The organism is Bradyrhizobium sp. CIAT3101 (genome assembly GCF_029714945.1).
Lineage (GTDB): Bacteria > Pseudomonadota > Alphaproteobacteria > Rhizobiales > Xanthobacteraceae > Bradyrhizobium.
In genome coordinates this window covers 304332-318069 of sequence record NZ_CP121634.1, presented here as the reverse complement: position 1 = coordinate 318069, position 13738 = coordinate 304332, and the positions used below count along the sequence as shown (strand labels likewise).

The 13738-nt window shown below is 63.2% G+C and carries 15 protein-coding genes; 8 read left to right on the top strand and 7 right to left on the bottom strand.

Annotated features, from left to right (window positions below; translation table 11 throughout):
* Positions 1-76: 76 nt before the first annotated feature.
* Both rho and hemJ read right to left on the bottom strand, forming a co-directional pair.
* Positions 77-1342: a transcription termination factor Rho gene (gene rho, locus QA645_RS01350; RefSeq protein WP_027535007.1), complete on the bottom strand. Its 1266-nt coding sequence runs from the start codon at positions 1340-1342 to the stop codon at positions 77-79.
* Positions 1343-1590: 248 nt separating this feature from the next.
* Entirely contained in the window at positions 1591-2025 is a 435-nt protein-coding gene (hemJ, locus tag QA645_RS01345; RefSeq protein ID WP_283047684.1) for a protoporphyrinogen oxidase HemJ, read from the bottom strand.
* A 459-nt stretch (positions 2026-2484) separates the two neighbouring features.
* On the opposite strand from hemJ, the gene QA645_RS01340 reads away from it, so the two are divergent.
* The 4 genes from QA645_RS01340 to dnaQ are packed head-to-tail and all read left to right on the top strand — an operon-like array spanning position 2485 to position 5329.
* Positions 2485-3330, top strand: a complete 846-nt coding sequence (locus QA645_RS01340; RefSeq protein WP_254127385.1) for a pyruvate, water dikinase regulatory protein — start codon at positions 2485-2487, stop codon at positions 3328-3330.
* 9 nt (positions 3331-3339) lie between these two features.
* A complete protein-coding gene (locus QA645_RS01335) occupies positions 3340-3948 on the top strand; it encodes a Maf family nucleotide pyrophosphatase (RefSeq protein ID WP_283047682.1) in 609 nt (202 codons plus the stop codon).
* A 23-nt stretch (positions 3949-3971) separates the two neighbouring features.
* Positions 3972-4571 carry a dephospho-CoA kinase gene (gene coaE, locus QA645_RS01330; protein WP_254127383.1) on the top strand — a complete coding sequence of 200 codons (600 nt, stop codon included), beginning with the start codon at positions 3972-3974 and terminating at the stop codon, positions 4569-4571.
* Between the two features lie 38 nt (positions 4572-4609).
* Positions 4610-5329 carry a DNA polymerase III subunit epsilon gene (dnaQ, locus tag QA645_RS01325; protein WP_254127382.1) on the top strand — a complete coding sequence of 240 codons (720 nt, stop codon included), beginning with the start codon at positions 4610-4612 and terminating at the stop codon, positions 5327-5329.
* A gap of 9 nt (positions 5330-5338) precedes the next feature.
* Here the strand turns inward: dnaQ and secB are convergent, their stop codons facing one another.
* Positions 5339-5824, bottom strand: coding sequence for a protein-export chaperone SecB (secB, locus tag QA645_RS01320; RefSeq protein WP_254127381.1), 486 nt, complete (start codon positions 5822-5824; stop codon positions 5339-5341).
* A gap of 403 nt (positions 5825-6227) precedes the next feature.
* Between secB and QA645_RS01315 the strand changes: the two genes are divergently transcribed.
* The 3 genes from QA645_RS01315 to QA645_RS01305 are packed head-to-tail and all read left to right on the top strand — an operon-like array spanning position 6228 to position 9011.
* Positions 6228-6932, top strand: coding sequence for a Tim44/TimA family putative adaptor protein (locus QA645_RS01315; RefSeq protein ID WP_254191207.1), 705 nt, complete (start codon positions 6228-6230; stop codon positions 6930-6932).
* A complete protein-coding gene (locus QA645_RS01310) occupies positions 6910-8421 on the top strand; it encodes an MltA domain-containing protein (RefSeq protein ID WP_283047679.1) in 1512 nt (503 codons plus the stop codon). Before QA645_RS01315 ends, QA645_RS01310 begins: the two co-directional genes overlap by 23 nt.
* Complete coding sequence (locus QA645_RS01305; RefSeq protein WP_283047678.1) at positions 8418-9011, top strand: Smr/MutS family protein; 594 nt, start codon at positions 8418-8420, stop codon at positions 9009-9011. The genes QA645_RS01310 and QA645_RS01305 overlap by 4 nt, the downstream gene beginning before the upstream one ends.
* Before the next feature lie 52 nt (positions 9012-9063).
* Here QA645_RS01305 and QA645_RS01300 read toward each other — a convergent pair whose 3' ends face one another.
* The 4 genes from QA645_RS01300 to hslV all read right to left on the bottom strand — a co-directional run bounded on the left by QA645_RS01300 (position 9064) and on the right by hslV (position 12914).
* The gene (locus QA645_RS01300) at positions 9064-10188 is read right to left on the bottom strand and encodes a hypothetical protein (RefSeq protein ID WP_283047676.1); all 1125 of its coding nucleotides are present in this window, start codon (positions 10186-10188) and stop codon (positions 9064-9066) included.
* A gap of 180 nt (positions 10189-10368) precedes the next feature.
* Positions 10369-11673 carry an ATP-dependent protease ATPase subunit HslU gene (gene hslU, locus QA645_RS01295; protein WP_283047675.1) on the bottom strand — a complete coding sequence of 435 codons (1305 nt, stop codon included), beginning with the start codon at positions 11671-11673 and terminating at the stop codon, positions 10369-10371.
* A 52-nt stretch (positions 11674-11725) separates the two neighbouring features.
* The gene (locus QA645_RS01290) at positions 11726-12349 is read right to left on the bottom strand and encodes a DUF2585 domain-containing protein (RefSeq protein ID WP_283047673.1); all 624 of its coding nucleotides are present in this window, start codon (positions 12347-12349) and stop codon (positions 11726-11728) included.
* Between the two features lie 4 nt (positions 12350-12353).
* Complete coding sequence (gene hslV / locus QA645_RS01285; protein WP_027534993.1) at positions 12354-12914, bottom strand: ATP-dependent protease subunit HslV; 561 nt, start codon at positions 12912-12914, stop codon at positions 12354-12356.
* A 201-nt stretch (positions 12915-13115) separates the two neighbouring features.
* On the opposite strand from hslV, the gene hisB reads away from it, so the two are divergent.
* Entirely contained in the window at positions 13116-13709 is a 594-nt protein-coding gene (hisB, locus tag QA645_RS01280; RefSeq protein WP_254127374.1) for an imidazoleglycerol-phosphate dehydratase HisB, read from the top strand.
* Positions 13710-13738: the final 29 nt, after the last annotated feature.

Sequence of the window (13738 nt, the reverse complement as noted above, 5' to 3'; positions counted from 1 at the left end):
GCACTTTTCCCGCAGCAAAGCCGCACAACAAAAAGGGCGCCCGAAGGCGCCCTGTGATCTTCTGCTGCACCCTGGCTCAGGTGTTCATGGAGTCGAAGAACTCCGAATTGCTCTTGGTCGAGCGCAGCTTGTCGAGCAGGAAGTCGATGGCGTCCATGGTGCCCATCGGGTTCAGGATGCGGCGGAGCACGTACATCTTCTTCAGCACCTGATTGTCGGTGATGAGCTCCTCCTTGCGGGTGCCGGAGCGCGAGATGTCGATGGCCGGGAAGGTCCGCTTGTCCGAGACCTTGCGGTCCAGGATCAGTTCGGAGTTACCGGTGCCCTTGAACTCTTCGAAGATGACTTCGTCCATGCGACTGCCAGTATCGACCAGCGCGGTCGCGATGATGGTCAGCGAGCCGCCCTCCTCGATGTTGCGGGCGGCACCGAAGAAGCGCTTCGGGCGCTGCAGGGCGTTAGCGTCGACGCCGCCGGTCAGCACCTTGCCGGATGACGGCACCACGGTGTTGTAGGCGCGGCCGAGACGCGTGATCGAATCGAGCAGGATCACGACGTCGCGGCCATGCTCGACGAGGCGCTTGGCTTTCTCGATCACCATTTCGGCAACCTGGACGTGACGTACGGCCGGTTCGTCGAAGGTCGACGACACGACCTCGCCCTTCACCGAGCGTTGCATGTCCGTGACTTCTTCCGGACGCTCGTCGATCAAAAGCACGATCAGATAGCATTCGGGATGATTGTGGGTAATCGAGTGCGCGATGTTCTGCATCAGCACGGTTTTACCCGTGCGCGGCGGCGCGACGATCAGTGCGCGCTGGCCCTTGCCGATCGGCGCCACGATGTCGATCACGCGCGCAGACAGGTCTTTCCGCGTCGGATCGTCGATTTCCATGCGGAAACGCTGATTCGGAAACAGCGGCGTGAGGTTGTCGAAATTGACCTTGTGCTTGGCCTTTTCCGGGTCTTCGAAATTGAGCGTGTTGACCTTCAGCAGCGCGAAATAGCGTTCGCCCTCTTTCGGGCTGCGAATGTGGCCTTCGATGGTGTCGCCGGTGCGCAGGCCGAAACGGCGGATCTGCGACGGCGAAACGTAGATGTCGTCCGGGCCCGGCAGATAATTCGCGTCGGGCGAGCGAAGGAAGCCGAAGCCGTCGGAGAGCACCTCGACGACGCCCTCGCCGACGATGTCGGTCTCGGCCAGCGCAAGCTGCTTGAGGATGGCGAACAGCAGCTCCTGCTTGCGCATGGTGCTGGCATTCTCGACCCCGTTCTCTTCCGCGAACGAGACGAGCTCGGCCGGCGTCTTCGACTTGAGGTCCTGGAGTTTAATTTCCCGCATTGGGGTGGTCCTGTGGGGTAACCTTGGGAGGGGTGCGAGGAGGCTCTGAAATGCGGACGTGAGAAGGTAAGGTCCGCAGGTCTGGCAAGGTTAAGTGCCGGTGGGGGCTTCAAACCTGATGCGGTGTCCGGCCTTCAAAAAGCTCGGACACAACCACATCCGCCTGCGTTGGGTGGGATATCGATAATATAGAAAATCGCTTCCCACTCCGCAAGCCGAAGCGCTGGGCGATCGTTCCCGATGATTGCCTAGAACGGCTTCACGATCACCATGAAGACGATGATGATCATCAGGACGGTCGGCACCTCATTGATAATTCGGAAGAATTTCTGGCTGTGCGGGCGCCGGTCGGCAGCAAAGTCCTTGAGCCAGCGGGAAAAAAAGCCGTGGACCGCAGACATCGCCAGCACCAGTGCCAGTTTTACGTGCAGCCAGCCGAAGGTGAACCAATGGCCGGCCCAGGCAAGGTAAAGCCCGGCAAGCCAGGTGACGATCATGGCGGGGTTGATGATCGCCTTGAGCAGGCGACGTTCCATCACCTTGAAGGTTTCGGACTGTTTCGAGCCGATCTCGGCCTCGCAATGATAGACGAACAGCCGGGGCAGATAGAGCATGCCGGCCATCCAGGAGATGACGGCGATCACGTGCAGCGCCTTGATCCAGAGATAGACGTCTTCAAACATGTCCGGCGTCCATCTGTGCGCCCAGCCGTTCGGCGATCTGGGGATAGTAAGAACTCGTTAAGATCTTACCTGCACACATATCTCGCTGGAGCGCCCTTCTCCAATAAAGAATCTTAGATTCTTAAGGTTTGAGTCTGAGTGACCGTGGATTGGACTCACACAATGCCGTCCGCCACTTCGCAGACGCTTGTTCACATCCATCAACATGTCCGCGACAGTTCCCGCCCGACCAGATAAGTGGTCCGGACTCAAAGGCTTGCGCATTTCCATCCGCAGCCTATCAAGGGGCTTGTCCGCGCAATCCCGCTTCTCGCGCGACCGACCGCCGGAGTTATTCTGACGGGCCGTGGTGTGAAGAAAATTGGCACTTGTCCCGCCCCTGGTGTCGCGCAACCCTTTCCGAGGGGTTAAGGTCCACAGAAATCCACAAACCACACCGCCGACATACAAAGAGATTTTGTGCCGACCTCGAACAATTATTTCCATCTGCACCTCGTCTCCGACTCCACCGGCGAGACCCTGATCACGGTCGCGCGCGCCGTCGCCGCGCAATACGCGAACGTCACGCCGGTCGAACATGTCTATCCGCTGGTGCGCAGCCAGAAGCAGCTCGACCGCGTGCTCGACGAGATCGAGGAAGCGCCGGGCATCGTGCTGTTCACGCTGCTGGAGAAGGATCTGGTCTCGCGGCTCGAGGACAAGTGCAAGGCGATCAATGTTCCGAGCCTGTCGATCATCGGCCCGGTCATGCAGCTGTTCGAAGCCTATCTCGGCGCTGCGACGACGGGTCGCGTCGGCGCACAGCACGTGCTCAACGCCGAATATTTCAAGCGCATCGACGCATTGAACTACACGATGATCCATGACGACGGCCAGCACGTCGAAGGGCTCGAGGAAGCCGACGTCGTCCTGGTCGGCGTGTCCCGCACCTCGAAGACGCCGACGTCGATCTATCTTGCCAATCGCGGCATCCGCACTGCGAACGTGCCGCTGGTCCCGGGCATTCCTGTCCCGGCGCAATTGGAGACGCTGACCCGGCCGCTGGTGGTCAGCCTGCATGCGACACCGGAACGTCTGATCCAGATCCGTCAGAACCGCCTGCTCTCCATGGGCGCCGAATCCGGATCCGGCAGCGACACCTATACCGACAGGCAGTCGGTCACCGAGGAGGTCGCGTTCGCGCGCAAGCTGAGCGCCAAGCACGACTGGCCGCTGCTGGACGTGACGCGGCGCTCGATCGAGGAAACCGCGGCGGCGATCATGAAGCTCTACAGCGATCGCCAGCGTAACCGGCCTTCTGAATAGCTTTTGAAAATGGCTCTGTGGCGCGGCAAAACTCCGTTGATCCTGGCCTCGCAGAGCAGCGCACGCAAAATGCTGCTGGCGAACGCCGGGCTCGAATTCGAGACTGCGACCGCCGACATCGACGAGCGCGGTATCCAGGCTGCTTCGAGACTTTCAAGCCCGCGCGAGATCGCCCTGCTGCTGGCGGGCGAGAAAGCCAAGGCCGTCTCGGCCAATCGTCCCGGAACTTATGTGATCGGCGCCGACCAGACGCTCGCGCTCGGCGAGCGCCTCTTCAACAAGCCGACCGGTCGGACACAGGCGCTGGCGCAGTTGCGCGATCTCGCCGGTCACAGCCACGAGCTGAATTCCGCCGTCACAGTGGCGCATGACGGCAAGATTGTTTTCGAGGATGTGTCGATTGCCCGCATGACCATGCGAGCTATGACCGAGGCCGAGCTTTCGGCCTATCTCGACGCCGCCGGTGATGCCGTCACCACCAGCGTCGGAGCCTATCAGCTCGAAGGCCTTGGCATCCATCTGTTCGAGCGGATCGAGGGCGACCATTTCACCATTCTCGGCCTACCGCTGCTGCCGCTGCTTGCGTTCCTGCGGCGCGAACGGCTCATGACGGTGTGATTGACAGGGATGGTTTTGCGCTGATGCGGATTCTCGGACTGACCGGCTCGATCGGAATGGGCAAATCCACCACCGCGAAATTGTTCGCGGAGGCCGGTGTGCCCGTCTACGACGCCGATGCCGCCGTCCATCAGCTCTATGAAGGCGAGGCCGCGCCCGCGATCGAGGCCGCCTTCCCCGGCACCACCGCGAACGGCAAGGTCGATCGTCCCAAACTGTCAGCGCGCGTGGTGCATGATCCCGCCGCGATCAAGCAGCTTGAGCAGATCGTTCACCCCATGCTCGGTGCCTCCCGGCAGAAATTCTTTGCCGATGCCGAAGCCGCCAAGGCTCCGGTCGTGGTTCTCGATATTCCGCTGCTGTTCGAAACAGGTGGCGAGAAGCGCGTCGACGCCGTGGTCGTGGTCTCGACCTCGCCGGAGGTCCAGCGCGAACGGGTGCTGGCGCGGGGAACCATGGACGAAGCAAAGCTCGACGCCATCATCGCCAAGCAGACGCCCGATGCCGAAAAGCGCAAGCGGGCCGATTTCGTCGTGGATACCTCACACGGACTTGAGCCGGTGCGCGCGCAAATCACGCACATCCTGGCCGAGGTCGTTAAGATGCCGCAGCGGCGAGCCTGATTCGCCGCTCCACACGGCGCCTCAGACCTCTCAGAATCATGCGTGAAATCGTTCTCGATACCGAAACCACCGGCCTCGATCCCTTGCGCGGCGATCGTCTGGTCGAGATCGGCTGCGTCGAGATCTTCAACCGCATGCCGACGGGCCAGACGTACCACGTCTATATCAATCCCGAACGAGATATGCCGGCGGAGGCTTTCGCGGTGCACGGGCTGTCGGCGGAGTTTCTGTCGACCAAGCCGCTATTCCCCGAGGTGGTCGACGCGTTTCTGGAATTCATCGGCGATGCGCCGCTGGTGATCCACAACGCCTCGTTCGACATCAGCTTCATCAATGCCGAGCTCGACCGGATCAAGCGTCCCGCGATCCCGCGCGAGCGGCTGGTCGATACGCTGCTGTTGGCGCGGCGCAAGCATCCCGGCGTGTCGAACCGGCTCGACGATCTCTGCTCGCGCTATTCGATCGACAATTCACACCGCACCAAGCACGGCGCGCTGCTCGATTCCGAACTGCTCGCTGAAGTCTATGTTGATCTGGTCGGGGCGCGGCAGTCGCAGCTGCTGCTGGCGTCGGACACCCAGGAGATTCGTGTCAATGCCGCGGGCGATGCGCCGCGGCGGCAGCGGTCCGTGCCGCTCGCGCCGCGGGTGTCAGACGCCGAGCGCGAAGCCCACCGGGCTTTCATCGCAACGCTCGGCGATAAGGCGATCTGGAACGAGTTCCTGCCCGCTCCAGCTGCCGTCGATCCTGCTGGTTAGGCCTTAGCCTTACGCTTGGCCGGCCTGACCACCGGCGGCCATTTGCCGCTCCATGTTCTGGCGATAGAGACCGACGAAATCGACCGGGTCCAACATTAGGGGCGGGAACCCGCCGTCGCGCACGGCGGTCGCGATGATCTCGCGGGCGAACGGGAACAGCAGGCGCGGGCACTCGATCATGACCAGCGGGTGCAGGTTTTCCTTCGGCACGTTGACGATCCGGAACACGCCGGCATAGGCGAGCTCGAACGAGAACATCACTTTGCCGGCGTTCTCGGCCTTGCCCTCGACCGACAGCGTGACCTCGAACTCGGAATCGCTGAGGTTGTTGGCGCTGACATTGATCTGGATGTTGATCTGGGGCGCCTGGTTCTGCGGCTGGAGCGAGCCCGGTGCGTTCGGATTTTCGAACGAGAGGTCCTTGGTATACTGCGCCAGCACGTTGAGCTGGGGAGCCTGGGCCGCCTCGGGAGGGGTACCGTTACCGTTGGTCATCGAAGTGTCTCCTTACCCGATTTGGGCTGAATTTCGCGGCGGTTGGCTAACATAGGGCCGCCTCATTCGACAAGGACGAACGGCTCCGGAGGATCGATCCGGGCCGCGCCCGTAACTGTGACGTTTGACCCGTCCCTAACCCGAAATCGCATGTTAAACGCTTGAAGATGCGCGATTTCCGGCCAGGATCGGGTTTCCCCTTAAGCATAAAACGCGCTACACTCCGCGCTGTGCCAAAAGGCGCCATTGGCCGGGCCAAATTTCGTGCCTACATCCGGCGGACGTGACGCTCGGACCCAAAATGGTGATGTAGACTTGCCGTTCCCGTATGGAACGGTCTACTGGCCGGATCGATTTTCCCGGCGACGGCCCCTTCTCGAAAAGACCAGAAAGCGAATACCACGTGGACATCTACACCATCATTTTCCTGGCGCTGGCGGTCTTTATTTTCCTGCGACTGCGCAGCGTGCTGGGGCAGCGGACCGGCAACGAACGGCCGCCGTTCGACCGCACGGCTCGCAACACGCTGGGTGGTGCCCCGGACAAGAACGTCGTGACCATGCCGGGCAAGGTGATCGACCAGGCGCCCGTGGCGCCGACGGCCGAGCCGGCTCCGCCCTCCGATCGCTGGAAGGGCCTGACCGAACCGGGCACTGCGCTCGCCCAGGGCCTCGATGCCATCGTCGACAAGGATTCCACCTTCGATCCGCGTCACTTCATCTCGGGCGCCCGCGGCGCCTATGAGATGATCGTGCTGGCTTTCGCCAATGGCGACCGCCGCGCGCTGCGCGACCTGCTGTCGTCGGAGGTCTATGAGAGCTTCGACGCCGCGATCAAGGACCGCGAGAAGAACGAGCAGAAGACCGAGACGCGCTTCGTCTCGATCGACAAGGCCGAGCTGGTCGGCGCCGAGCTGCGCGACCGCACGGCGCAGCTGACCATCCGCTTCGTCTCGCAGATGATCTCGGCCACCCGTGACAAGGCCGGCAACATCGTCGACGGTAGCGCCGACAAGGTCGCCGATATCACCGATATCTGGACTTTCGCCCGCGACACCACCTCTCGCGATCCGAACTGGAAGCTGGTTGGCACCGGAAGCGCGAATTAAGATCTTTCTGAAGAACAGCGCGACGGCGCTTTGCGCAGGCCTCGTTGTGCTGGCTTCGTTTTCGCTTGGCGCCGAGGCTGCGCGGCGTCACTACCGCAGCCATTACCACCACCTTCCCGAAGTCGCTGCGATCCCGCCGCGGGCCTTGCCCTACCCGCAGCTCCCGCTCCCGTTCGAGATTCCCGGCGCGCAATATCTGCCGCTGGCCTGGGCCGACGTGAAGGGCTGGAGCGAGGACGATCATCTCGCGGCCTACAAGACCTTTCGCGCCAGCTGCCGCTCGATCAATGCGCAGACCGGCGCTCCCGAACAGAAGGCCCTGGGCGGCTCGTTGAGCGAACCCTGCCGGGCCGTCAAATCGCTCGAGCCGGCCGACGACGCCCAGGCGAAGATTTTCTTCGAGGAGAATTTTTCGCCGCTGCGGATTTCGCGGCTCGGCGAGCCCGACGGCTTCGTCACCGGTTATTACGAGCCGGTGCTGGACGGATCGCGCACGCAGACCGATGTCTACAACGTCCCGGTCTATCGCCGCCCCTCCAACCTGTTCGTGCGCGGCTTCAATCAGGCCTCGGTCAGCCTGCCCAACAAGGGATCGGTCTACCGCAAGATCGGCCGCCGCAAGCTGGTGCCCTATTACGACCGCGGCGAGATCGAGGACGGCAAGATCGCCGGCCGCGGCCTGGAGATCGCCTGGCTGAAGGATCCGACCGATCTGCTGTTCGCCCAGATCCAGGGCTCGGCGCGGATCAAGTTCGACGACGGTGCCACCCTTCGGCTCAACTACGATTCCTATAATGGCTATCCCTACACCGCCGTCGGGCGTGTCCTGATCGAGCGCGGCATCATTCCGAGGGAGGAGATGTCGATGCAGAAGATCAGGGAGTGGATGGCGCAGAATCCTGACGGCGCCAAGGAGCTGCGGCGCCAGAACCGCTCCTACATCTTCTTCCATGAGGTCAATCTGTCCGACAAGGACGAAGCGGTCGGTGCGCAGGGTATCCCGCTGACCGCCGGCCGTTCGATCGCGGTCGACAAATCGCTCCACGTCTACGGCACACCGTTCTTCATCGAGGGCGAGCTGCCGATCGAGTCCGACCGCGCCAAGACGCCATTCCATCGCCTGATGATCGCGCAGGACACCGGCTCGGCCATCATCGGGCCTGCCCGCGCGGATCTCTATTTTGGCGCGGGCGCTGACGCCGGCCGCGTCTCGGGCCGGCTGCGTCACCCCATGCATTTCGTGATGCTGGTGCCGAAGAGCCTCGATCCCGGCCTGCGCGCCGCGCGGCTGCCGGTGCCGGATCCGCGGCCGTCGGAGAAGATCGCAAAGCTGTTTCCGCAGACCGATCCCAAGGAGGCGGCCAAGGACACGGCGAAGGGCGAGACCGTCGCAATCGCCGGCCCGGTGCCGCTGCCGGCGCCGCGTCCTGTGATAGAACCTGTTCGCGAACCGCGCAGGCACATGAAAAGTCGTCCCCACCAGCAATGAAGCGATCGTCCCGTCCGCCCGTGCTGGATCCTCCGCGTCCCTCGCCGCGCCGTCGTGGGCTCACCGAGGAAGATCGCGAGCTGTGGGAGCTGGTCGCAAAGCAGGTCAAGCCGCTGCGGAAGCATCGCGCGACGAAGGTGCACACTGCGCCGCGCGCCGAGCCTTCGCCCGCAGCGCATGTTGCCAAGCCCGCGCTATCGCCGCGGCCGCTGGCGGCTGCGGCAGCCCCGCGTCCGTCAAAGCCGGCGATGCCGCCGCTTGCCCCGCTCGGCAAGCGCGAGCGGACAAAGCTGTCACGTGGCCGTAGCGAGATCGAGGCGCGGCTTGATCTGCACGGCATGACCCAGATGCGCGCGCACCGCGCCTTGACCGGTTTTCTCCACCGCGCCCATCACGATGGCCTGACCTTCGTGCTCGTCATCACCGGCAAGGGCCGCAGCGGCGGCGAAAGCGGCGTGCTGCGCCGGCAGGTGCCGGAATGGCTGAGCCTGCCGGAATTCCGCGCCTTCGTCGTCGGCTTCGAGGAGGCTGGCATCGGCCACGGCGGCGAGGGCGCGCTTTACGTGCGGATCAGGCGGGCGCGGTTTTAGAAAGCATGATCCGGAAAAGTGGGCACCGGTTTTCCGACCAGATCATGCTCGACTAAAAAGGCCGGACGATTCCGACGCGCGGGATCAGCGTGACGATCAGGCCGAAAATGTTGGTCTTCTGGTCCTCTTCCGGGATCAGCGCTGCCGCTTGCTTCGCCGGCAGCATCTTCACCGCATGCAGGATCAGGAACATGCAGACCGCCCAGTTCGAGATCCAGCGCGAATAGTCGAACACCATCGCGAACATCACGAGATAGGCGAAGCTGATTCCGATCAGCGCCGCGATGACGAGACGGCGGTGCGTTTGGTTCGCAAGACCGCCGATCAGGTTCGCAAAATAGCGCCAGAGCGGTGTGTGCAGCCAGATCAGCAGCGCGAACACGGGAATGCCGAGGCTGTTGTGCGGCAGCCGGCCCCAAGTATCCGAAAGCTCCTTCGCCAGCGGCTGGTACCAGATGTAGCTGAATTGCAGCAGATCGGTGCGCGAGGGATCGGCCATCCGCGTTTTCAGGTACGCGACGAAATCCGCTTCCGGCACCGGCATCGTTCCGAGGAACTGCGCCGCGAAGAACAGTGCGGAGACCGCGGCGAGGGCGGCGATGCCGAACGCGACATTGCCGCGACTGAGGCCGTAAGCGAGATAGTGCCTGGTCACGACGATGGTGATGATCGTCGGCACATACATCAGGAGATGAATGTGGTGGATCAGCACGAGGATGATCGAGAACAGCGCCGCCGTCGCCACGAACACGAGTGAGCCGGCCGGCATCAGCAACAGGATGATCGCCAGCGCGCAGCCATAGATGTCGAAATGGCCGAGCGTGTGCATGAAGTTCTTCAGGAAGAACGGCGATCCCGCGATGAAGACGAACAGCGGCAGCGTCTTCGCGGTGAAGCCGAACGTCTTCTGAAACAGCTTTGCGTACAGCGCTGTTGTCACCAGCCAGGTCGCGCCGCCGAGTGCGAACACCAGCCACACCGGCACTTTGTCGGTGAACAGCGCGACAACAGCTCCGATCAGCGCGCGCTTGATGAAGCCGAAATGGTAATCGACGAGGAGGTGGATGTAGGGGACGTAAGGCGGCAGCTGGATCTTGTGAACGAACACGCCGACGATGACCGCCGCGTTGATCGCGAGCAGCAGCCGCCAGGGGTTTTGCCAAATGCTAGTGGGCACGCGGCACCCGGCGCGCGTCAACCTCCGGCGTCGTCCCGGCGAAAGCCGGGACCCATAGCCACGAATGTTCGTTTTGAGCCAAGGCTGGGGCCGCTATCTTTTCCAACAATAAGCGTTGGTGGTTATGGGTCCCGGCTTTCGCCGGGACGACGGCGGAATGAATAGCGCGGCCGCCCAGAATTACAAAATAAACCGGCTCAAATCCGCGTTCTTGGCGAGGTCGCCGACGTGCTTCTGCACGAAATCGGCATCGACCCGGACGGTCTCGCCGTTGCGGTCGGGGGCGGTGAAGGAGATTTCGTCCAGCACGCGCTCCATCACGGTCTGCAGCCTGCGCGCGCCGATATTCTCGACGGTCGAATTGACGGCGACCGCGACGTCGGCGAGCGCGTCGACGGCGTCGTCGGTGATGTCCAGCGTGACGCCCTCGGTCTGCATCAGGGCGACGTATTGCTTGATTAGCGAGGCCTCGGGCTCGGTCAGGATGCGGCGCATGTCGTCGCGGGTCAGCGCCTGCAATTCGACGCGGATCGGCAGGCGACCCTGCAATTCCGGCAGCAGGTCGGACGGCTTTGCGACGTGGAAGGCGCCGGAGGCAATGAACAGGATATGGTCGGTCTTGACCGCGCCGTGCTTGGTCGAGACCGTGGTGCCCTCGATCAGCGGCAGCAGGTCGCGCTGCACACCCTCGCGCGAGACGTCGCCGCCGACGCGGCCATCGCGGGCGCAGATCTTGTCAATTTCGTCGAGGAACACGATGCCGTTGTTCTCGACCGCGCTGATCGCCTCCAGTGTCAGCTGGTCGGTGTCGAGCAGCTTGTCGGACTCTTCGTTGACGAGGATTTCGTGCGAGCCCTCGACCGTCAGCCGCCGCGTCTTGCTGCGGCCGCCCATCTTGCCGAAAATGTCGCCGATCGAGATCGCGCCCATCTGCGCGCCCGGCATGCCCGGGATTTCGAACATCGGCATGCCGCTGCCGGACGACTGCGTCTCGATCTCGATTTCCTTGTCGTTGAGCTCACCGGCGCGCAGCTTCTTGCGGAAGGATTCCCGCGTCGCCGAGCTCGCATTGGCGCCGACCAGCGCATCGAGCACGCGCTCTTCCGCGGCGAGCTGGGCCCGCGCCTGCACGTCCTTGCGCTTGCGCTCGCGCACCTGGGCGATCGCGACCTCGACGAGATCGCGCACGATCTGCTCGACGTCGCGGCCGACATAGCCGACCTCGGTGAACTTCGTCGCCTCCACCTTCAGGAACGGCGCATTCGCGAGTTTCGCCAATCGCCGCGCGATTTCCGTTTTGCCGACACCGGTCGGGCCGATCATCAGGATGTTCTTCGGCAGCACCTCTTCGCGCAGCGAGCCGGTCAGCTGCTGCCGCCGCCAGCGGTTGCGCAGCGCGATCGAGACGGCGCGCTTGGCATCGGCCTGGCCGACGATGAAACGGTCGAGTTCGGAAACGATTTCGCGGGGGGAAAAGTCTGTCATGGGACCTTAGCTAGGATTAGAAGCCGGCGGGGACAAGCCGGTTTTTTGACCGTCAAATGATCGGCGGACCGGATTGCCATTGCTTCACGGCCTCGATCGGATGGATGAGCATCAGCACGTTGAGCGTCAGATTGTCGCGAATGTGCAGCGCCAGCATGATCTCGAAGGCAAGCCCGATCACGACGGTTGCAGGAATCGGCAGCACGCGCGCGGTGAGGAACCCCAGCACCATGAACAGATTGTCAGAGACCGAGTTGACGATGCTGTCGCCGAAATAATCCAGCGAGATCGTGCCGGCGCGGTAGCGCTCGATGATGAACGGCGAGTTCTCGACGATCTCCCAGGCGCCCTCGATCAGCATCGCGATGATCAGCCGCGCCGGCCAGGAGAGCTGCAAAGAGGTCAAGCGCCGCGAGAACAAGAGCCAGGTCAGTCCGTAGAACAGGAAGCCGTGCAGCACGTGCGAGAAACTGTACCAGTCGGCGATGTGCTGGGAGTTCTCCGAGCTGTTCACCGCGCCGTGCCAGAGCTTGACATAGCCGCAGGTGCAGATCGGCACCCGCCCCATCGCGAACAGGATCGAGGCCTGCAGCGCCAGCAGCAACAGCGCGATGCCGACCCAGGCGAGCGCCGGAAACGCGGGTCGGGTCGGGCTGTCGCTGCGGGCCAATGCCATCCGCTCAGCCGGCCGTCAGCGCTTCGATGGTGACGTTGCGGTTGGTGTAGACGCAGATGTCGGCGGCGATGTCGAGCGAGCGGCGGACGATGGTCTCGGCGTCCTTGTCGGTGTCGATCAGGGCGCGGGCCGCGGCCAGCGCATAATTGCCGCCGGAGCCGATCGCCATGACGCCGGCCTCGGGCTCGAGCACGTCGCCGGTCCCGGTCAGGACCAGGGAGACGTCCTTGTCGGCCACGATCATCATGGCCTCCAGCCGCCGCAGGTAACGGTCGGTGCGCCAGTCCTTGGCGAGCTCCACGGCGGCCCGGGTCAGTTGCCCCGGATATTGCTCGAGCTTGGATTCGAGCCGCTCAAACAGCGTGAAGGCGTCGGCGGTGGCGCCGGCGAAGCCGCCGATAACGTCGCCCTTGCCGAGTTTCCGGACCTTTTTGGCGTTGGACTTGATCACGGTCTGGCCGATCGAGACCTGGCCGTCGCCGCCGACCACCACCTTGCCGCCCTTGCGGACCGTCAAAATCGTGGTGCCGTGCCAGACCGGCGAGCTGTTCTGGGAATCCTGCATCTTAAACCTCGTTGTCTCGGCTGATTTAGGCGGTCGCGGCGAAAGGGACAACCGGGGCACAACGGGCCGTTCCGGGCCGAATTCGCTCACCATAGGCAGAAGTAGAGGCCCGGCCAGCCGTTCCCGCAGTAGCGAAGGCGTCATTTGGCTGTTAAGAGACAGGCGTTTTCGGCTCCAAGCTAGGATGAAAGCCAGCTTTCAATGCGCACCGCGACGATCAAGCGCAAGACCAAGGAAACCGACATCGAGGTCTCCGTGAACCTCGATGGCACCGGCGTGGCCAATATCGCGACCGGCATCGGCTTTTTCGACCATATGCTCGATCTCCTCGCCCGCCATTCCCGCATCGACCTTACGGTCAAGGCGGTGGGCGACCTGCACATTGATCATCACCATACCACCGAAGACACCGGCATCGCGCTCGGCCAGGCGGTCAGGCAGGCGCTCGGCAACATGGCGGGCATCACCCGCTATGCCGGCGTGCACATGCCCATGGACGAGACGCTGACGCGCGTGGTCATCGACATTTCGGGCCGCCCGTTCCTGGTGTTCAAGGCCGACTTCCCCCGCGACAAGATCGGTGAGTTCGACACCGAGCTGGTGCGCGAGTGGTTCCAGGCCTTCGCTATCAACGCCGGCGTGACTCTCCACGTCGAGACCCTATATGGCGATAACAGCCACCATATCGCCGAGTCCTGCTTCAAGGGCCTGGCGCGGGCGCTGCGCACCGCGGTCGCGATCGATCCCAAGGCGGCGGGCGAAATCCCGTCCACCAAGGGCTCGCTTGGCGGCTGACATCTCCGTTTCGGTGGCCAGGCGCCGCC